The 20,185-nt window shown below is 65.4% G+C and carries 16 protein-coding genes; 9 read left to right on the forward strand and 7 right to left on the reverse strand.

All coding sequences use genetic code 11. The annotated features are described in order from the left end of the window. The first annotated feature begins 64 nt into the window (after positions 1-64). On the forward strand, positions 65-994 hold the full coding sequence (panE, locus tag AC0L20_RS22830) for a 2-dehydropantoate 2-reductase (protein WP_473292479.1): 930 nt from the start codon (positions 65-67) through the stop codon (positions 992-994). On the opposite strand, the gene recG is transcribed toward panE, so the two are convergent. Continuing rightward, positions 991-3,099, reverse strand: coding sequence for an ATP-dependent DNA helicase RecG (gene recG / locus AC0L20_RS22835; protein WP_473292322.1), 2,109 nt, complete (start codon positions 3,097-3,099; stop codon positions 991-993). The genes panE and recG overlap by 4 nt on opposite strands. A 183-nt stretch (positions 3,100-3,282) precedes the next feature. Between recG and AC0L20_RS22840 the strand changes: the two genes are divergently transcribed. The 3 genes from AC0L20_RS22840 (at position 3,283) to AC0L20_RS22850 (ending at position 7,535) form a co-directional block, all read left to right on the forward strand. Then, entirely contained in the window at positions 3,283-3,573 is a 291-nt protein-coding gene (locus AC0L20_RS22840) for an FAD assembly factor SdhE (protein WP_473292324.1), read from the forward strand. Continuing rightward, on the forward strand, positions 3,570-7,088 hold the full coding sequence (mfd, locus tag AC0L20_RS22845) for a transcription-repair coupling factor (protein ID WP_473292328.1): 3,519 nt from the start codon (positions 3,570-3,572) through the stop codon (positions 7,086-7,088). Before AC0L20_RS22840 ends, mfd begins: the two co-directional genes overlap by 4 nt. 237 nt (positions 7,089-7,325) lie before the next feature. Continuing rightward, complete coding sequence (locus AC0L20_RS22850) at positions 7,326-7,535, forward strand: cold-shock protein (RefSeq protein WP_027518024.1); 210 nt, start codon at positions 7,326-7,328, stop codon at positions 7,533-7,535. 200 nt (positions 7,536-7,735) lie between these two features. Here the strand turns inward: AC0L20_RS22850 and AC0L20_RS22855 are convergent, their stop codons facing one another. The 3 genes from AC0L20_RS22855 to AC0L20_RS22865 all read right to left on the reverse strand — a co-directional run bounded on the left by AC0L20_RS22855 (position 7,736) and on the right by AC0L20_RS22865 (position 12,405). Then, entirely contained in the window at positions 7,736-8,962 is a 1,227-nt protein-coding gene (locus AC0L20_RS22855) for a GGDEF domain-containing protein (RefSeq protein ID WP_473292333.1), read from the reverse strand. Between the two features lie 85 nt (positions 8,963-9,047). Continuing rightward, positions 9,048-10,550: an AMP-binding protein gene (locus AC0L20_RS22860; protein WP_473292336.1), complete on the reverse strand. Its 1,503-nt coding sequence runs from the start codon at positions 10,548-10,550 to the stop codon at positions 9,048-9,050. A 4-nt stretch (positions 10,551-10,554) separates the two neighbouring features. Then, positions 10,555-12,405 carry an extracellular solute-binding protein gene (locus AC0L20_RS22865; RefSeq protein WP_473292483.1) on the reverse strand — a complete coding sequence of 617 codons (1,851 nt, stop codon included), beginning with the start codon at positions 12,403-12,405 and terminating at the stop codon, positions 10,555-10,557. A gap of 259 nt (positions 12,406-12,664) precedes the next feature. Between AC0L20_RS22865 and AC0L20_RS22870 the strand changes: the two genes are divergently transcribed. After that, positions 12,665-13,474, forward strand: coding sequence for an invasion associated locus B family protein (locus AC0L20_RS22870; RefSeq protein WP_473292339.1), 810 nt, complete (start codon positions 12,665-12,667; stop codon positions 13,472-13,474). A 77-nt stretch (positions 13,475-13,551) separates the two neighbouring features. Here AC0L20_RS22870 and hspQ read toward each other — a convergent pair whose 3' ends face one another. Further along, positions 13,552-13,884, reverse strand: coding sequence for a heat shock protein HspQ (gene hspQ / locus AC0L20_RS22875; protein WP_027518019.1), 333 nt, complete (start codon positions 13,882-13,884; stop codon positions 13,552-13,554). Between the two features lie 106 nt (positions 13,885-13,990). Here hspQ and AC0L20_RS22880 point away from each other — a divergent pair, with 106 nt between their 5' ends. Then, entirely contained in the window at positions 13,991-14,944 is a 954-nt protein-coding gene (locus AC0L20_RS22880; protein WP_473292344.1) for an AEC family transporter, read from the forward strand. A gap of 6 nt (positions 14,945-14,950) precedes the next feature. Here AC0L20_RS22880 and AC0L20_RS22885 read toward each other — a convergent pair whose 3' ends face one another. Further along, complete coding sequence (locus AC0L20_RS22885; protein ID WP_473292348.1) at positions 14,951-16,135, reverse strand: UbiH/UbiF family hydroxylase; 1,185 nt, start codon at positions 16,133-16,135, stop codon at positions 14,951-14,953. Between the two features lie 87 nt (positions 16,136-16,222). Here AC0L20_RS22885 and pcsA point away from each other — a divergent pair, with 87 nt between their 5' ends. From pcsA to AC0L20_RS22900, 3 genes are all read left to right on the forward strand, one after another. Further along, complete coding sequence (gene pcsA, locus AC0L20_RS22890) at positions 16,223-16,990, forward strand: phosphatidylcholine synthase (RefSeq protein ID WP_027566997.1); 768 nt, start codon at positions 16,223-16,225, stop codon at positions 16,988-16,990. After that, entirely contained in the window at positions 16,987-17,721 is a 735-nt protein-coding gene (locus AC0L20_RS22895) for a TerC family protein (RefSeq protein ID WP_473292352.1), read from the forward strand. Before pcsA ends, AC0L20_RS22895 begins: the two co-directional genes overlap by 4 nt. A gap of 76 nt (positions 17,722-17,797) precedes the next feature. Continuing rightward, entirely contained in the window at positions 17,798-18,772 is a 975-nt protein-coding gene (locus tag AC0L20_RS22900) for a quinone oxidoreductase family protein (protein WP_473292355.1), read from the forward strand. A 94-nt stretch (positions 18,773-18,866) separates the two neighbouring features. Here AC0L20_RS22900 and AC0L20_RS22905 read toward each other — a convergent pair whose 3' ends face one another. Then, positions 18,867-20,063, reverse strand: coding sequence for an acetylornithine transaminase (locus AC0L20_RS22905; protein WP_473292358.1), 1,197 nt, complete (start codon positions 20,061-20,063; stop codon positions 18,867-18,869). Positions 20,064-20,185: the final 122 nt, after the last annotated feature.

Below are 20,185 nucleotides of genomic sequence, written 5' to 3' on the forward strand. Positions count from 1 at the left end.
GAGACGTCGCGAGGTTCATCTGTTATTGTTTCTGCGGAAGCGGTCACTCCGATTGGGAGTTCGAATGAGAGTACTTGTGATCGGCGCGGGAGCGCTTGGAGGCTATTACGGAGCGCGCCTGGTCCGAGCCGGCAGCGACGTGACCTTTCTGGTGCGGGCCGGGCGTGCGGAGCAATTGCGACAGAATGGATTGCAGGTCGTGAGCCCGCACGGCAATTTCGCCGTGCAGCCGAAGGTCATCCTGGCCAACGATCTCAAGGAAACGTTCGACGTCGTGCTCGTCGGGGTGAAATCCTACTCGCTTGACGATGCGATGGCCCAGTTTGCCCCGGCCGTTGGCGCGAACACGATGATTTTGCCGATCCTCAACGGCTTGAAACATGTCGACGCCCTGACTGCGCGGTTCGGCGCGAGCTGCGTCCTCGGCGGGCTCGCGAACGTGAGTGCCGGGCTCGATGCGGATGGCCGTGTCGTTCAGTTCATGGCCAACCAGACGATTGTCTTCGGCGAGCTCGAGGGTTCGTTGAGCGAGCGTGTGCTCGCCCTGGAGACGCTGCTGCATGTGCCCGGTATCGATGTGCGCGCCAGCGAAGCGATCATGCAGGACATGTGGGAGAAATTCGTCCAGCTCTCGACGCTTGCCGGCATCACCTGCCTGATGCGTGCAAGCATCGGAGACATTCTGGCGGTGCCGAACGGCGAGCAATCCATCTTCCGGCTGTTTGCCGAATGCTGCGCCGTCGCGACGGCCTCGGGTTTTGAGCCGCGAGCGCCTTTCATCGAGTTTGACCGCAAGCTGTTCACGACCCCGGACTCCCCGCTCAAGGCCTCGATGCTGCGTGATATCGAGCGCGGCTCGATGACCGAGGCGGAGCATATCCTCGGCGATATGGCCAACCGGGCCCGTGCACTCGGCATGGACACGCCGCTGCTGGATCTCTCCCGGGCGCATGTGGCGGCCTATGAGATTGGGCGGCAACGAGCGGCCAGCTAACCCGCTCCGATCAGCGGGATCGCTTCATCCCGCTCATACAGATACAGCAGGCATCGCAGTGCCTCGCCGCGTTCGCCCTTGAGCTTTGGATCGTCCTTCAGGATGCGCAGTGCCTCGTCGCGGGCCTGCGTGATGAGCTGGCCGTGCACCTCCGAGCGGGCGATGCGGTAGCCGGGCAGGCCGCTCTGGCGCACGCCGAGCACGTCGCCTTCGCCACGCAGCTTCAGATCTTCCTCGGCGATGCGAAAGCCGTCGGTGGTCTCGCGGATCACCTTCAACCGGGCCTTCGACATCTCGCCGAGCGGCTCGGAGTAGAGCAGCAGACAGGTCGAGGCCTCCGAGCCGCGCCCGATGCGGCCGCGCAATTGATGAAGCTGGGCGAGGCCAAAGCGTTCGGCGTTCTCGATCACCATGATGGTCGCCGCCGGCACGTCGACACCGACCTCGACCACGGTGGTCGCGACCAGCAGGCCGATCTCATGGGCGGCGAACTGGCCCATGACGCGGTCCTTCTCGGTGCCCTTCATCTGGCCGTGGACGAGGCCGACGCGGTCGCCGAAACGTTGTTGCAGGCTTTCGAAGCGCTTGGTCGCATTGGTCAGGTGCTCGGTGCCCTCGGCCTCGGATTCCTCGACCAGCGGGCAGATCCAGTAGACCAGCTTGCCGGATTCGAGCGCGCGGCCGATGCTGGCCGTGACCTCTTCGAGGCGGCTCATCGATATGGTGCGGGTTTCGATCGGCTGGCGGCCGGCCGGCTTCTCCCTGAGCTCGCTGATGTCCATGTCGCCGAAATAGGTCAGCACCAGCGTGCGCGGAATCGGCGTGGCGCTCAGCACCAGCACGTCGACGGCCTCGCCCTTTGACGTCAGCGCCAGCCGCTCGCGCACGCCAAATCGATGCTGCTCGTCGACGACGGCGAGGGCGAGATCGCTGAAGATCACGTCGTCCTGGATCAGCGCATGGGTGCCGACGAGCAGGTCGATCTCGCCGGCTTCGAGTTGGGCCAGCAGGTCCCGCCGCTCCTTGCCCTTTTCGCGGCCGGTGAGGATCGCGACCCGGATTCCCGCGCGCTCGGCGAGCGGCGCGATGGTCTTGATGTGCTGACGGGCCAGAATTTCGGTCGGAGCCATCAGGGCTGCCTGCTTGCCAACCTCAGTGACGGCAGCGGCGGCCAGCAGGGCGACCACGGTCTTGCCGGAGCCGACGTCGCCCTGGAGCAGGCGCAACATGCGCACGGGTTGTTGCAGATCGTCGGCGATGGCGGCTGCCGCATCGCGTTGGGAGATTGTCAGCGCATAGGGCAGGGCGTCGATGATCTTGTTACGGAGGTGCCCGTCGCCGGCGTTGCGCACACCGGCCGGGCGGCGCAATTGCGCGCGAATCAGGGCAAGCGCAAGTTGCCCGGCCAGGAGCTCGTCGAAGGCGAGCCGCGACCAGAACGGCTGGTCGGGCAGAATGTCGGTGAGCTCGACCGGCTGGTGCACGCGATTGAGCGCCTCGGCGATCGGCGGGAAGCCGCAGCGGCGCAGCACCTCGGGGCTGATCCATTCCGGCAGCGCCGGCAGCTTCTGCAGCGCCTGCGCGACCGCGCGACGCAGCGAGCCGAGTGCGAGGCCTTCGGTCAAGGGATAGACGGGATCGATGCCGGAGAGTTTTGAAATCGCCTCCTCGTCCAGCACCCGGTCGGGATGCACGATCTGCGGAATGCCGTCGTACATCTGGAGCGTGCCGGAGACGAAACGCTTCTCGCCGATCGGCAGCAGCTTCTCGACATAGCCGGGCTTGGCGCGGAAGAACGTCAGCACGACGTCGCCGGTATCGTCGCTGGCATAAACCAGATACGGCGCGCGCGCATTGCGCGGCGGGGGCGGGCGGTGTCGGTCGACGGTAACCTCCAGCGTCACCATGGTTCCTTGCGCGGCGTCGCGGATCTTCGGCCGGGCGCGGCGGTCGATGACCTGGCTCGGCAAATGCAGCAACAGGTCGACCAGCCGCGGCGTCTCGTTGCGGCTGAGCAGATATTGCAGCAGCTTGTCCTGCTTCGGACCGACGCCGGGCAGGCTGGTCACGGGGGCAAACAGCGGATTGAGCAGGCTGGGGCGCATCAGGCGAATCTAGGACCGTTTTCGCTCGTCATGCCCGGCTTTATGCCCGGCATCCACGTGTTTTTTCGTGTCCCTGCGGCGGCAGCGGCCATGACAAATCGAGGGCTGACAGGGCCCGCCCGAGTGGCTATATCACCCCGGCCCGGCACGTCCGGGCTTTTGGCGTTTGACTGGAATTGAGACATGACGGGAACGACACGATCGAGCAACGGGCTGGACGACCGCCGCAAGCGGCTTCTGTTCCGCTGCTGGCACCGCGGCACGCGCGAGATGGACCTGATCCTCGGCCGCTTCGCGGATGCCGAGATCGGCAATCTGTCCGACGACGAGCTGACGCAGCTCGAGACCCTGCTCGAAGAGGCCGATCCCGACCTCTATGCCGCCATCACCGGCGACAAGGTGCTTGCCGCCGAAGCCGTCGGCCCGCTGTTTGCGCGCATCAAGGCGTTTCCGATCGCGGACCGCGACGTATGAAGCCGGGGATGAAATCGCCGGCCGAGCTGCTCACGCCCGGCCGCGCGCTGACGCTTGCCAATGTCGCCGAGGGTGCCGAGGGCCTCGTCGTTTCCGATCTCGCGCGCGCCATCGCGGCGCGGCCGAAGAAGCCGGCCGTCAGCCTCGCGGTGATCTGCCGCGACGGCCCACGGATGCAGCAGCTCGAACGGGCCCTGCAATTCTTCGCGCCCGATTTGCCGGTGCTGACATTTCCGGCCTGGGACTGCCAGCCCTATGACCGCGTCTCGCCGCATGGCGGCGTCCTCGCGCAGCGCCTGACGACGCTGGCACGGCTGGCGTCCCTGACCGGCAGCGACAAGCCGCTGATCGTGCTGACCACGGTGAACGCCGCGGTGCAGCGCGTGCCGGCGCGCGAACTCGTGGCGGCTCAGGCGCTGTCGGTGGCGCCCGGCAACGTCGTGCCGATGGACACCATCGTCGCCTGGCTCGAGCACAACGGCTACAACCGCTCGTCGACCGTGCGCGAGCCCGGCGAATACGCGGTGCGCGGCGGCATTCTGGACCTGTTTCCGGCCGGCCTCGACCAGCCCGTCCGCTTTGACTTCTTCGGCGACAGCCTGGAATCGATCCGCACCTTCGATGCCGAAACCCAGCGCACGCTGCTCGACATGCGCGCGCTCGATCTCGTGCCGATCTCCGAATTCCAGCTCGTCACCGACACCATCCGCCGATTTCGCATGGGCTATGTCGCCGAGTTCGGCGCCCCCGAGCGCGACGATGCGCTCTACGAAGCCGTCAGCGAGGGGCGCCGCCATCCTGGCATGGAGCACTGGCTGCCGCTGTTCCAGGACCGGATGGACACGCTGTTCGACTATCTGCAAGGAGCTTGCGTCGCGATCGAGCCGCAGGCCGAGGACGCCATCCGCGAGCGCTTCAAGCAGATCCTCGACTATTACCAGGCCCGCCGCGACGCCATGGAGCATCCGGGCGGCGGCGCCATCTACAAGCCACTACCGCCCGATCGGCTCTATTTGACTGAGGAGGAGTGGGGCAAGAGCGAGAGCGAGATGCCGTTGGTGCGGCTGACCCAGTTTTCGGTGCCGGCTGATGGTACCAGCGTGGTCGATGCCGGCGCGCGCAAGGGCCGAGACTTTGCGCCGGAGCGCAACGATAGCAAGGTCAACGTCTTCGAAGCCGTCGTCGCACATGTGCATGGGCTGCTGACAAGCCGCAAGAAGGTGGTCATCGCGCTCTGGACGGAGGGCTCGCGCGACCGCATGACCTCGATGTTGCGCGATCACAAGCTCACGCCCGTGACCAGCGTCAACAGCTGGCGCACGGTGCAGGCGACCCCGCGCAACGAGACCATGCTCGCCGTGCTCGGCCTGGAAAGCGGTTTCGAGACCGACGAGATCGCGCTCATCAGCGAGCAGGACATCCTTGGCGATCGCCTGGTGCGGCCGCGCAAGGCGAGCCGCAAGCTCGACAATTTCATCTCGGAGGTGACGAGCCTCGCCGCCGGCGACATCGTGGTCCACGTCGATCACGGCATCGGCCGCTTCATCGGCCTGCAGACGCTCGACGTCGCCGGCGCGCCGCATGACTGCCTCGAGCTGCATTATGCCGCCGAGACCAAGTTGTTCCTGCCGGTCGAGAACATCGAGCTGCTGTCGCGCTACGGCTCCGACCAGACCACGGTCGAACTTGATCGTCTCGGCGGTTCGGGCTGGCAGACGCGCAAGGCCAAGCTCAAGAACCGCATCCGTGAGATCGCGGGCGAGCTGATCAAGATCGCCGCCGAGCGCCACCTCCACGAGGCGCCGAAGCTGCCGGTGCAGCCGGGCCTTTACGACGAATTCTGCGCGCGCTTCCCCTATGACGAGACCGAGGATCAGCTTGGCGCGATCGAATCCACGCTCAAGGATCTCGAGCTCGGCCGTCCCATGGACCGGCTGATCTGCGGCGACGTCGGCTTCGGCAAGACCGAGGTGGCGCTGCGCGCCGCCTTCGCCGTGGCGCTGGAAGGCAAGCAGGTCGCGGTCGTGGTGCCGACCACGCTGCTCGCCCGTCAGCATCACAAGACGTTCACCGACCGTTTCAAGGGTTTCCCGGTGCAGGTCGCGCAGGCCTCGCGCCTGGTCCCGGCCAAGCAGCTCAATCTGGTCAAGAAGGGCCTCACCGACGGGTCGGTCGATATCGTCGTCGGCACCCATGCGCTGCTCAGCAAGTCGATCAAGTTCCGGGATCTCGGCCTGCTGATCGTCGACGAGGAGCAGCATTTCGGCGTCACCCACAAGGAGCGGCTGAAGCAGCTCCGCGCCGAGGTGCACGTGCTGACGCTGTCGGCCACGCCGATCCCGCGCACGCTCCAGCTCGCGCTGACCGGCGTGCGCGAACTCTCGATCATCGCATCGCCCCCGGTCGACCGTCTCGCGGTCCGCACCTTCGTCGCTCCGCACGATCCCTTGATGATCCGCGAGGCGCTGCTGCGCGAGCGCTATCGCGGCGGCCAGGCGTTCTACGTGGTGCCGCGCATCGACGACCTCGCCGAGGTCAAGGACTTCCTCGACAAGAACGTTCCGGAGATGAAGGTCGCGGTCGCGCACGGGCAGATGCCGCCCGCCGTGATCGAGGACATCATGACCGCGTTCTACGACGGCAAGTTCGACATCCTGCTGTCGACCACGATCGTGGAATCCGGCCTCGACATTCCCAACGCCAACACGCTGATCGTGCATCGCGCCGACATGTTCGGCCTCGCCCAGCTCTATCAGCTCCGCGGCCGCGTCGGCCGTTCCAAGCTGCGGGCCTATGCGCTGTTCACGCTGCCGGCGCAGCAGAAGATCACGGCGCAGGCCGAGCGCCGGCTCACCGTGCTGCAATCGCTGGAGACGCTGGGCGCAGGCTTCCAGCTCGCCTCGCACGACCTCGACATCCGCGGCGCCGGCAACATTCTGGGCGAGCAGCAGTCCGGCCACATCAAGGAGGTCGGCTTCGAGCTCTACCAGTCGATGCTGGAGGAGGCGATCGTCAACCTCAAGGCCGGCGTGTCCGAGCCCGCCGCCGACCGCTGGTCGCCGACGATCACCATCGGCATGCCCGTGCTCATTCCGGAGGACTATGTCGGCGATCTCTCGGTGCGGCTGTCGCTCTACCGCCGGCTCGCCGACCTCGACAGCGAGGAGGAGATCGAGAACTTCGGCGCCGAGATGCGCGATCGTTTCGGCGTGCTGCCGGACGAGGTGCGCTATTTGTTCAAGGTCGCCGCGATCAAGGCGTTCTGCCGTCAGGCCAATGTCGGGAAGATCGATGCCGGCCCGAAGGGCGCCGTCATCGCCTTCCGTGACAATTCATTCGCCCATCCCGACCGCCTGGTGTCGTTCATCCGCAGCCACGGCCAGGCCGCGAAAGTGCGTCCCGACATGAAAGTGGTGTTCCTGCAGGACTGGGAAACGCCGGAAGAGCGTCTCGCCGGCACCACGGAGATCATGCGCCAGCTGGCGCAGCTCGCGCAGAGCAAGAAGGCGGCGTAGAAGTTTCCGGGTGCGGCGCGAAACGACGCGCCGGACCCGGATCCCGGAACAGCGACATATGATCACTTGCGGAATGATCGAACAGTTGCTACCTTCAATCTATCGAGTTTCGGCCGAACGACTTGGCCTCGCCGCTGAAAAGCGCGCCTGACTGACGACCCTCCCTCCAGATCTCGACGACACCCACCGCGCTTCTGAGCGCGGCTAAACGTTTATCTATCTTAAAGGACGATCCCCATGACGACGGGAACTGTGAAGTGGTTTAACAGCCAAAAGGGCTTCGGATTCATTCAGCCGGACGAAGGCAGCCAGGATGTCTTCGTTCATATCAGCGCCGTTGAACGCGCCGGCATGAATACCCTCAACGAAGGGCAGAAGGTTTCTTTTGAAATCGTTGCAGATCGCCGGACCGGCAAGTCTGCTGCTGAAAATCTGCGCGCCGCATAGGCTGCCGCAATCTCAATGACGTTGCTTTGACCACGGATGTACTGGCAGAGCTTCGGATCTTTGAACCCGCGACCGTGCACCGGCCGCGGGTTTTTTGCGCCGGCTGCCGGCCGTCGCGAATGAGACTGCGAACGGTGTTTCGCGTAAAGATTCCACATAAGAGCAGTCGAGCTCCGACAGCAGCGAGCGCTGGCGGATGACTATGACGCCGCCCGCGACGCATCGGCCGACAGCCGCCCAAGCAGCGACCGTGCCGTATCCGACGGCGACAGCGAATCCACCGAGACGACGGGATCGCTGCGCATCTCGTGCTTGCCGTTCGACGTGTGCCGCATCACCGCAGAGAGGCGGCGGGCGATCATGTGGGCGGTGCGGAAGTCGGTCTCGGCGAACACGACGATGACCGACCCGTCCTTTTGCGCCACGCCAAAATCCATCTGCCGCATCAGGCGGCTGAGAATGCGCGCGGCATCGAGCTGGGCGCGGGAATTGCCGGGATCGAAGGCGAAACGCGCGACCGAGAGGCCGCCGCCGCGGGCCAGCGTCTGCTCGACCGCCTTGGCAAAATCGCGCGCAAAAGCTTCCACCGTGAGCAGGCCGCTGCGCGGGTCGAGCCAGCCGCCGGCATCGATCGAGCGCAGCGTGCGGCTCAGCTGGGCTTCCATCGCGTGCTGGCGGATCAAGGGCAGCGCGTTGGCTGCGACCTTGGCCGGATCGCCCGGGATCAGCTCGAGATTGGGCAGGTCGTAAGTCTGCGTCAGCTGATGCGCAGTGACGATCACGGGCAGGCTGCGGAAGCGGGTGTCCTCGGCGAGCACCGTGAGGAAGGCATCGGTCACGCGGGGAGTAAAACCTTCGGCGAGCACGACGCCGTCGAGGTCGCGGGTGTTGAGATGCTTGGCCGCCGCCTCGATCGAGAGCGCCCCGATGACGCCGACGCGCTCGCCGAGCGCGACCGAAAGCGCGGGGTAAGCCGCGCCGCGACCGATCAGAAGCACCGTGGCATCGCGAACGGGATCAGCCTCCGGCAGCGCGACTTTCACCTCGGGAAGCCGGCGCAGCACCGTGGCATGGAGCGTGCGAATCCGTAGTGCGGCGCGAAGCCGCGCGATCAGGCGCTCGGAATGGCCGGCGCGCGAGGAGGAGAAAGGCAGGGCGTTGTGCGGGAGTGCGCCTGCCGCATCCAGCGCCACGAAGGGAAGGTAGGGCGATTGCTCCGCGATCTTCCTGGCGAGCAGCGCCAGATGCGGCTCGTGCCCGGCATCCATCGCGGCGAGAACCACGGCCGGCTGCACCTCTTCGACCGCGCGCACCGCGCCGGCCCAGCCGGTGTCGATCACGGGGAAGAATCGCGCCTCGTCCAGCGCCGCGATGAAGGCCGGCCGCTCGCCATTGGACACAAACAGGATCGGGCCGGCCTGGGACATCGAGAGACTCTGATCACACGACAGGTGCCGCGCAATCTAGTCCCGCCGCCTTAATGCAGCGTCAATGGAACGGTCGAAACAACGCTTAGACCGGCCCGGAACGGTCGCGAAAAGCTTCGACCATCAGAGGGTTAAGCCCGAGTTCGCTGAGTGCCTCGCGGGCGCGGGCATTGTCCTGGGCGCGGCCCGCGAGCCGGTGACCGGAGAGCCGGTCGGGCAGCGCGGTCAGCAGGGCGCCCTGGCCGAGCCGTCGCGCCCATTCCTGGAGGTCGTTGGAGAGGAAGCGGTAGCCGCCGACGGCCATGATCCCGGAGGGCGGCGCGGTGATGCAGATCGCGCCGCTGGGACGATCGAGCCGCGCGGCATAGCCGGTATCGACATAGTCGCGTGGCGGCTGCGCGATCAGGGTGTCGCCGACCGGCGGCGGCGGGGCGTAGGCTGCGATCGGCACCATGGGGCCGCGCAGCCCGAGCGTGCCCTTCGGCGTCAGCAGAATCTCGCCGGCGATCGACGAACCCGACTGCTCGCGCGGCGCGCCATGCGGTCCCGGCATCACCGGCACCGGCATGCCGTTTTCGCCACGCCGGGCGCCGAACAGTCCGGCCTCGCCGAACAGATAGACGTCCGTGAACGGCGCTTGCGGCGCGATCCATGCCTCGCTCGCCGCCACCTGCTCGGGGGCACGCCACAGGCCGATGACGTTGCGCAAGGTCGGCATCCGCGCCGCAAGATCGGAATCGCCGAGCCGCTGGGCAAATTGCGCCGGTGCGATCAGCACGTCGCATTCGTGCGCGTTGATCTGCTGCTCCAACACGTCGTTCTCGAACGGATGATGCAGCGCCAGCGTGCCGCCGCACAGCAGCCACACCGCGAGCGAGGAGGCGAGCCCTGCGAACGACATCGGCGTGAACGCCGCCATCACGGTCGCGCCTTGCCTGATGTCGGCTTCCAGCGACATCGCGAGCCCACCGGCGATCAGGCTGAAATGCGGCCGTGGCACCGGACGAAAGCCTTCCGCGGTGACGTCGAAGGAGATCATCGCCGCCTTGCGGCCATCCTGAATCACGGCGCGCGCGGTGCCGGGCGGACGGGCCAAGACGTCGTCGAGCGAGGCCATACCTTCGGGCAGGTTGGTGCCGAAGCCGCAGACATGGCGAATCGAGAAGGCTTCCGCGGCCGCGTGCATCGCGAGATCGGAATAGCTGACACCATCGACCGTGCTCATGGTGACGATGGCGCGCGCCGCGGTGCGGTTGAGAGCGGCGGTCAGTTCGGCATGGCGCCAGAGCAGCGGCAGCACGGCGACGACGAGGCCGGCGCGATGGGCGGCGAGCACGGTGAGCACGAACTCAACCGTATTCGGCAGCTGGATGGCGATGACGGAATTGGCCGGCAGGCCTGATTCGACGAAATAGGCCGACAGCGCCTCGATGGCGGTGTCAGCCTCGGCATAGCTCATCCGCCGCGGCTGGTGCCCGGTCACGCGGAACTTGTTCAGGGGGTCGAGCAGAGCCGTCGCGTGCGGCTGCCGCATCAGCGTGCGCTGAAACAGTGTGTCGAGCGTCGGCGATACGGCTGGCTGGTTCACGGCGTCACTTTGCTTGATGAGCTTGCGGCTGCCCCTTCGACCACCAGGTCTCAGGCAAATAGCCGGACAGCGAGGTGGCCTCTGGCCGTTCTATCCGATTCCAGCGCGCGATCCATTGCTCGGATACGTTAAACAGGGGGATTGTGTAGAAACCGGAGATCAAAGCGCGATCGAGCGCCCGTACCGCCGACACGAAATCCGTATGTTCACGGGCTTCCAGCAGTGCGGCGATCATCGCATCGACCGCGGGATCCCGGGCCCCCATGTAGTTGCGGGTGCCCGGATTGTCGGCGGCAGCGCTCCCCCAGTAGAAATATTGCTCGTTGCCGGGTGACAGCGACTGGTCCCAGCGGTTCTGGATCATGTCGAATTCGTAGGCGAGCCGGCGCTGGTCGAATTGCACGGGATCGACCGATCGCACGCTCGGCTCGATACCGGCGCGCCTGAGGTCGCGCTGGAAGGCAAGCGCGACGCGTTCCTGGTCGCGGGTCGTGACCAAAATCTCGAAGGTGAAGGGCGCCTTGGTCGCGCGGTTGCGCAGCACGGTGCCGTCGAGATCGTAGCCGGCCTCCGACAACAGCTTCAGGGCTGCGCGGAGCGTGGTCCGGTCGCGGCCCGAACCGTCGGTCACCGGCAGGCGGTAGCTGCCGTCCAGGATGTCAGGCGGGATCTGCGTGGCGAACGGCTTGAGCAGCTCGCGCTCGCGCGCATCGGCGGGATGGCCATACGCTGACAGATCCGAGCCGGCAAAATAGCCGGCGACGCGCGAATAGAGGTTGAAGAAGTAGTTGCGGTTGACCAGCTCGAAATCGAACAGCAGCGTCAAGGCCTGACGCACGCGGATGTCGGCGAAGATGGGGCGCCTCGTGTTGAACACCAGAAATTCGGAAGGTTGCGGCACGCCCGGCTTGAAGCTGTCGCGGATCACGTCGCCATTCTTTGCCGCGGGAAAGTCGTAGCCGTCGTGCCAGCGCAGCGGCTCGTGCTCGATGCGGAAATCATAAAGGCCGCGCTTGAAAGCTTCGAATTGGCCGTTGGCCTCGCGAAAATAATCGAGCCTGATCTCGTCGAAATTGTAGAGCCCGCGATTGATGGGGAGGTCGCGGCCCCAATAGTCGGGATTGCGGGTCAGCATCACGCTGGCACCGGGCCTCACAGCGGTGACGCGATAGGGGCCGGAGCCGACCGGGCCCGTCAGCGTCGTCTCCTCGAAAGCGGCGACGTCGACCGCGTGTTTCGGCAGGATCGGCATCAGGCCGAGGATCAGCGGCAGTTCGCGGTCATTGGCTCCCGCAAGGTCGAAGCGGACGGTGAGGGGATCCGGCGCCTCGGCCCTTACGACCTTGCCGTAATATTGCCGGTGGTTGGGGCGGCCATGGTCGCGCAGCAACTGCCAGGAGAACAATACGTCCTCGGCGCGGACCGGCTTGCCGTCGGAGAAGCGGGCGCGGGGATCGATGTGGAACGTGACAAAGCTGCGCTCGTCATCGGTCTCGACCGATCTGGCGAGCAGGCCGTAGAGCGTGAACGGCTCGTCATTGCCGCGCGCGAGCAGGCTCTCGACCACGTAGTTCCGGACCGGCTGCACGGCCAGTCCCTTGACGATGAAAGGATTGAGGCTGTCGAAGGTGCCGAGAACGCCCCAGGTCAGCCGGCCGCCTTTCGGGGCTTCAGGGTTGACGTAAGGCATGTGGGTGAAATCGGCAGGCATCGCCGGCTTGCCGTGCATAGCGATGGCGTAGGCTTCCGTGGCCCTTGCGCCGCTTGCCGGGAGCCCCAAGGCGAAAGCCAGGATGCAGAGGCGGACGCAAAGACCCTCAGGGCGGCCCTCGAGAAGGCGCTGGAACATGAACATCTGCACACGTTGATTCGAGGACTGCGGGCCTGAATCCTATCACAGGGATTTTCCCGGGGGCGTACGCCGGCGCGCGGCCAAAGACGCTTGTCGGCATTGATCTTTTCGTCGGCCACGTTAAGAAGGCACGCAATCGCGCACGAGCGCCGAGCCGTCACTTATCCGCCTCATTTGACGGGGAGAGAGCCGCGCCCAACGCGGCCAGGTTCGGTGCGTCGAAGCGGTTCGGGCACTTCCCGTTTAGAAAGGGTTTTCCGCAATGAATTTCCGTTACTTGGCCGCGTCCGTCCGGCCGCGCGGGCGACTTCTCGCCTTGTTGACGGCGGCGGCGTTTGCCGTCCCGTTTGCCGCCGAGGCTCAGGCTCCCGCGCCAGCTCCGGGCGCGCCCGCGCCCAAGGCGGCTCCGAAGGCGGCTCCGAAGGCTGCCCCCAAGGCGCCGGCGCCGGCCGCTCAGGCACCCGCCCAGCCGGCTCCCGCCCAAGGCGCTCCGGCTCAGCAGGGCGCGGCTCAGCCGGCGGATCAGCAGATTCAGCTGATCTATGCCCCCTGGACCAAGTTCTGCCTCAAGGGCCAGGACGCCAATGCCAAGCAGGTCTGCTTCACCGGCAAGGACGGCCGTATCGAGTCGGGCCAGCCGGTCATCGCGGCCGTCATCATCGAGCCGGAAGGCGAGCCGAAGAAGATCCTGCGCGTGACGCTGCCGCTCGGCATGCAGCTGGTGCACGGCACCCGCATCATCGTGGACAACAATGCGCCGTTGCAGAGCCCGTACGTGATCTGCTTCCAGAACGGCTGCATGTCCGACTACGAGGCCACGCCCGAGTTCATCAACAGCATGAAGAAGGGCCAGAACCTCGTTGTTCAGGCGATCAATGCCAACGGTGCGCCGCTGACGCTGCCGCTGCCGCTCGCCGGCGAATTCCAGAAGGCCTATGACGGTCCGCCGACCGACCCGAAGGTGTTCGAGGAAACCCAGAGGAAGCTGCAGGAAGAGCTCCAGAAGAAGGCTGAAGAGCTGCAGAAGAAGCAGCAGCAAGCGCCTGGCGCCCCTCCGGCTGGACAAAAGTAATCGGGACCCGATCCCGGACATGAAAAAGGCGCTCGGTTCGAGCGCCTTTTTTGCTGGCCAGTTGACGGCTGCGAAACTCAGTTCAGCGATGGATTGCGCGGGCGGTAACCGCCGGTCTTGTCCTTGACGAAGATCTCGGCGACTTGGGAATGCCGGACCGGTTCGCCGGAATCGTCCGGCACCAGGTTCTGTTCGGAGACGTAGGCGACGTATTCCGACTCCGCATTCTCCGCGAGCAGGTGATAGAACGGCTGGTCCTTGTGGGGCCGCACCTCCTCGGGGATCGACAGCCACCACTCCTCGGTGTTGTTGAATTCCGGATCGATGTCGAAGATCACGCCCCGGAACGAGAAGATCCGGTGGCGCACGACCTGTCCGATCTGGAATTTGGCGGTCCGCGCTTTAATCATTCCCCGTCGATAGACCAGGATTGTGGCCGATGCTAGTGCCCTGATCTGGAATTAACCCGCGGTTGCGGGGCAGATAGCCCCCAAATCTTCAGAAAACACTTCATCAATGGTCGATATCCTCAATCTGGCTCTACCTTATTTCGGCTTGATCTTCGTTGGATTCGCCTGCGGCAAGGTCAAATCCCTGCCGGAATCGGGCCTCGCCTGGATGAACTTCTTCCTGCTCTACGTGTCGCTCCCGGCGCTGCTGTTTGCGATCATGTCGAAGACGCCGTTCTCCGAATTGAACAACCCGCCATTCCTGGTCGCGACCACGCTGTCGACGGTTGCGGCGTTCACACTCGCGCTGGTCGTCGGCAAGGTTTTGGGCGGGCTGACATTGCGCGAGGCGACGCTCGCCGGGCTCTCCGGCGGCTACGGAAATATCGGCTACATGGGACCGGGGCTGGCGCTCGCCGTGCTCGGGACCAAGGCCTCGGCGCCGACTGCGCTGATCTTCTGCTGCGACAGCATCTTTCTGTTCACGATCGTGCCGCTGCTGATTGAGCTCTCCGACCGCGATCATCCCTCGATCGTGCATGCCTTCGGCGTCGTGCTGAAGCAGATCGTGCTCAACCCGTTGATCATGTCGGCCTGTTTCGGCGCGGCCTTCGCATCGCTGCATATCGAGATGCCGGTCGCGCTTGATCGCACCATCACCTTCCTCCAGAACGCAGCCGCCCCGACTGCACTGTTCGTGCTCGGCGTCACCGTCGCACTCCGCCCGTTCGATCGGGTCCCGTGGGAAGTGCCGGGCGTGATCGCGATCAAGCTCCTGATCCACCCGCTTGCAGCGTTCGGCCTGATGCTGGCGTTCGGCCCGTTCGCGCAGCCCTGGGCGGCGACCGCCGTGCTGATGGCCTCGCTGCCGCCGGCGTTGAACGTGTTCGTCATCGCCCGGCAGAACGACGCCTGGATCGAATCCGCCTCCGTCGCGGTGCTGCTCGGGACGTTTGCGTCCGTGGTCACGCTTACGAGCGTGATGTGGGCGATCCAGACCGGCCGGCTGGCGTTTCCCTGAAGGGGCCTATCGCCGCCAAGTCGGCGTCAGCCCCTCGCGCATCGCAAAGCGCCGGAGCGGGCCAATCGCGCCGAGCAGGTGCATGCCGACCGCGCGGACCGGCTGGAGCGGCAGGAAATCGTTGAGCAGCGAGCGGTTGGCGATGTCGATCGCAAAGGTTCGGCTCAGGATGTCGGGACGCCGGGCCCGGTCGTAACGCTTGAGCACATCTGCTGCGCCAGGATCCTGAGCGGACGCAATGGCCTCGCCCGCAAGCCGCGCAATGTCGGCGGCATCGCGGAGGCCGAGATTGAGCCCTTGGGCGCCGATCGGCGGAACCACATGGGCGGCTTCGCCGACCAGCGCGATGCGATCGCGGCCAAAGGATTTGGGACGTTCGATCGCCAGCGGAAACAGATGGCGGCCCGGCTCGACCGTCATGCGTCCGAGGATCGAATGTGACTGCTTCTCGATCGCGGCGGACAATTCCTCGTCGCTCAATCCGCGAAGCCGTTCGGCCTCCGCAGGCGCCGAGACCCAGACGACGCTGGAGCGATCGCCGGGCAGGGGCACGAACACGCAAGGACCATGCGGCGTGTGGAACTCGGTCGAGACGTTGCGATGCGACCGCGCGTGGCCGACGTTGAAAGTCAGCGCCGTCTGGGTCAGCTCGCGCCGCGTCACCGCGATGCCGGAGGCTTCGCGGCAAAGCGAATGCCGGCCGTCGGCCCCGACCACGAGGCGGGCCGAGAGAAATTGCGCAGCCGCCGTGCGGATCGCGACGTCATCGGCTTCGATGACGACAGTTTCGGCCTCGTCGTCGAAACGGACGAGACCGGGCAGTTCGGCCGCGCGCGCTTCCAGCGCCAGCATCAGCGAGCGGTTGTCGATGTTGTAGCCGAAGGCATCGCGGCCGATTTCGTGGCAGGAGAACCGGACCTCAGGGCTGCGGAAGAGCCGGCCGGTGTCGTCGACGAGCCGCATGATTTCTAGCGCGGCCGCCTTGTCCTTGCAGCGGGGCCAGACGTCGAGGCTCTCCAGCAGATCGACGGAGGCACCGAGTAGCGCCGTGGTGCGATTGTCGGCATAAGGCACGCGACGCGCCACCAGCGCGGTCCGTGCGCCCGCCTGCGCCAGTGCGATGGCCGCGCTAAGTCCCGCCGGTCCGCCGCCGATCACGGCCGCGTCAAAGAGTGTCGATGCATCTGTCATGGAACGACATTGGACACGCCCCGCGGCAAATTCAAGCCCAGTCATATTGCCCTGATTTTATGACGAATTGTGCGACCAGGCGCCGCAATGGCTTATGTGCAAACCGGTGTCATTCTGATAGCAGAAGCCATGGACAGCCAAGAGGATTCCCTGAAGCCCAGGCCCGCGATCCGCGCCGCTGCCTTCTCGGTGCACATCTTCACCGCGTTCGGTGCGGCGATCGCGCTGCTGGCGATGCTTGAGGCCGTGCGCGAGCACTGGGCGGCGATGTTTCAATGGCTGGGCGTCGCCCTCATCATCGACGCGATCGACGGGCCGATCGCGCGCCGGCTCAACGTCAAGGACGTGCAGCCGAACTGGTCGGGCGACGTGCTCGATCTCGTGGTCGATTTCGTCACCTACGTCTTCGTTCCGGCCTATGCGATCGTGGCCAGCGGCTTGTTGCTGCCGGTCGCAGCACCCTTGCTCGGCGTCGCCATCATCGTCACCAGCGCATTATATTTCGCCGATCTGCGCATGAAGGCGGACGACAATCATTTCCGCGGTTTTCCGGCGCTGTGGAATGCGGCGGCGTTTTATCTGTTCCTGCTGCATTGGCCGCCGCTGCTGTCGACGCTGTTGGTCGCAAGCCTGGTGGTGCTGACCTTCGTGCCGTTCCACGTGCTGCATCCGGTGCGCGTGGTGCGGCTGCGCTGGTTGACGATGTCGCTGATCGCGATCTGGGCTCTGCTTTCCTTCTACACGCTGCAGATGGACTTCCGCGTCGGCACCGGCGTGACTGTCGTGCTCTGCGCGATCGCGCTCTGGATCAGCTTCAGCGACGCATTGATACGGCTGACGAGATCCTTCGCATGATGCACCTGTTGACCAGCCCAGAAGCCTGGGCCGCGCTCCTCACTTTGACCGCGCTCGAGATCGTGCTCGGCATCGACAACGTCATCTTCCTGTCGGTGATCGTCTCGCGCATTCCCGAGAAGCAGGCGCACCGCGCCCGCCAGATCGGGCTCGCGCTGGCGCTGATCTTCCGCATCATCCTGCTCAGCCTGCTGGTCTGGCTGATTGGCCTGACCGCGCCGGTGTTTTCGTTTTCGGGCTATGGCTTCTCCTGGCGCGACCTCATCCTGATCGGCGGCGGCCTGTTCCTGATCGCGAAGGCGACGCACGAGATCCATGGTGAGGTCGAAGCCGATGACGACGAGGGCGACGCGAAGTCCCCTCGGAACGCTTTCTTCTGGGTCATCGTGCAGATCGTGATCATCGACATGGTGTTCTCGCTGGACTCGATCATCACGGCGATCGGCATGGCGCAGGACCTCGAGATCATGATCGCGGCCGTCGTGATCGCCTGCCTGATCATGTACATTTCGTCCGGGCCGGTGTCGCGATTCGTCGCGGAGCATCCGACCACGAAAATGCTGGCGCTGGCTTTCCTGGTGCTGATCGGCGTTGCGTTGGTCGCGGACGGATTCCAATTCCACATCCCGCGCGGCTACATCTATTTCGCGATTGCGTTCTCGGCGGCGGTCGAGTTCTTCAACGTGCTGGCCAAGCGCAATCGCAGGAACACCGGCAAGCCGTCGGTCTAGGCGTTCCAGCCGGCGTCGAGTTGACAAGGCGGGCGCGATGTCTTTCGCTGGCCCCGCGAGAAGAGGAGGTCAGGTGATGACCAAAGCCGTCCGTGTGCACAAGGTCGGAGGCCCCGAAGCCCTGGTCTATGAGAGCGTCGACGTTCCGGCGCCCGGCCCCGGCGAGGTGCGCATCCGACAGCATGCCGTCGGCCTGAACTTCATCGACGTCTATTACCGCACCGGCCTCTACAAGGCGCCGGGGCTGCCCTTCATCGCCGGCAACGAGGCCTCGGGCGAGGTTCTCGCAGTCGGGGCCGGCGTGACGAATTTCCATCCGGGCGACCGCGTCGCCTACTACCACAATCTCGGCGCCTATACCGGGGAGCGCAACATTCCCTGGGAGCGGCTGGTCAAGCTGCCCGACCACATCACCCACGAGCAGGGCGCCGTGCTGATGCTGAAGGGGCTGACGGTCTGGTATCTCCTGCACAAGACCTTCAAGGTCGAGCCGCATCATCGCGTGCTGATCCATGCCGCGGCCGGCGGCATCGGCCTGCTCGCCTGCCAATGGGCGAGGGCCATGGGCGCCCACGTCATCGGCACCGTCGGCTCGCGCGAGAAGGCTGCGCTTGCCGAGGCCAATGGCTGCGACCACGTCATCCTCTACAACGAGGAAGACTTCGTCGCGCGCGTCAAACAGATCAGTCGCAACGAGGGTTGCGACGTTGTCTATGACGGCGTCGGCAAGGCGACGTTCCCGGGCTCGCTGTCCTGCCTGAAGCCGCGCGGGATGTTCGTCTCCTTCGGCAATGCCTCGGGCCCGGTGCCGCCGTTCTCGATCGCCGAGCTCAACACTCACGGCTCGCTGTTTGCGACCCGGCCCAAGCTCAACGACTATATCGGCACGCGCAAGGAATTGCTGGAAGGCGCCGACACGCTGTTCGCCGCCGTCATCAACGGCAAGCTGCACGTGCCGATCAACCATGCCTACGCGCTCAAGGACGCCGCCAAGGCGCATATCGATCTCGAGAGTCGCAAGACCACGGGCGCGTCGATCCTGAAGCCGTAACTCACGGTCATTGCGAGCGAAGCGAAGCAATCCAGAATCTTTCCGTCGAGGCAGTCTGGATTGCTTCATCGCTGCGCTTCTCGCAATGACGAGCTTACGCCACGCGCCGTGCCGCGCCGGCCCTGGTCAAGATCCCGTCGAGACAATCGATCATCTCGGCGATCTCGGCCCGCGTGACGTTCAGCGCCGGCATGAAGCGCAGCGTGTCGACCTGCGGCGCGTTGAGGAGCACGCCGGCCTCGAACGCCTGCGCGACGATGCCGGGTGCGATCGGCAGCTTGAGGTTGAGCGCGAGCAGGAGCCCGCGGCCTCGCACTTCGCCAAGCCCATGCCGCGCCGAGACCTTCTGCAGCTCGCTTTCGAGCAGCAGCCCGGTTTCGGTCGCCGTCTTCAGGAAGTCCGGCTTGTTGACTTCGTCGAGCACCGCAAGCCCCACCGCGCACATGATCGGGTTGCCGTTGAACGTGCCGCCCTGGTCGCCGTGCTCGAAGCAGGCCGCGCGTTCGGTCGCAAGCAGCGCTGCGAGCGGCACGCCGCCGCCGATGCCCTTGCCGAGCGTCATGATGTCGGGCGCGATGCCGGTGTGCTCGTAGTGGAAGAGCTTGCCGGTCCGGCCCATCCCGGTCTGGATCTCGTCGAAGATCAGGAGGAGGCCATGGGCATCGGTGAGGGCGCGCAATTCCTGCAAGAACTGATCGGTCGCCGGCCATACGCCTGATTCCCCCTGGATCGGCTCGAGCATCACAGCGACGGTGTTGTCGTTGATCAGCTTTTCGACCGACGCGATGTCGTTGAGCTTCGCCTTCTTGAAGCCGGCGACCTTCGGCTCGAACAGCGGCTCAAAGGCCTTCTTGCCCGAGGCCGACATCGTCGCCAGCGTGCGGCCATGAAAGCCGCCTTCGAAGCTGATGATCTCGAACGCGCCACCTCTGTGGATGCTGCCATATTTGCGCGCGAGCTTGATCGCGCCCTCATTGGCTTCCGCGCCCGAGTTGGCAAAGAACACCTGATCGAACGCGCTGTTTGCGACCAGTGCCTGCGCGAGCTTCAGGCTGGGCTCGTTGTAGAAGGCCGGGCTCGGCGTCAGCAGCCGCTTGGCCTGCGCGGCAAGCGCGTCGGCGATCGCGGGCGGGGAGTGGCCGAGGCAGTTGACGGCCCAGCCCTGCACGAAATCGAGATAGCGCTTGCGGCTGTCGTCCCAGAGGTAGGAGCCGGCGCCGCGGACGAACACGGCCTTGGGCCGGGCGGTGATGTCCATCAGCGCGTCATACGGATGGGTGGCGTTGGTCATGTCGAACTCCTCTTGGGGCAGGAAGATCTGGGAGGCGGGTGGAAAGGGCGCGCGAAAAGCAAAAAGGCCGCACCTTGCGGGTGCGGCCTTTTCGAAAACTTACGCTGAATTTAGTGGTTCAG

The organism is Bradyrhizobium sp. Kon58 (assembly GCF_055807455.1).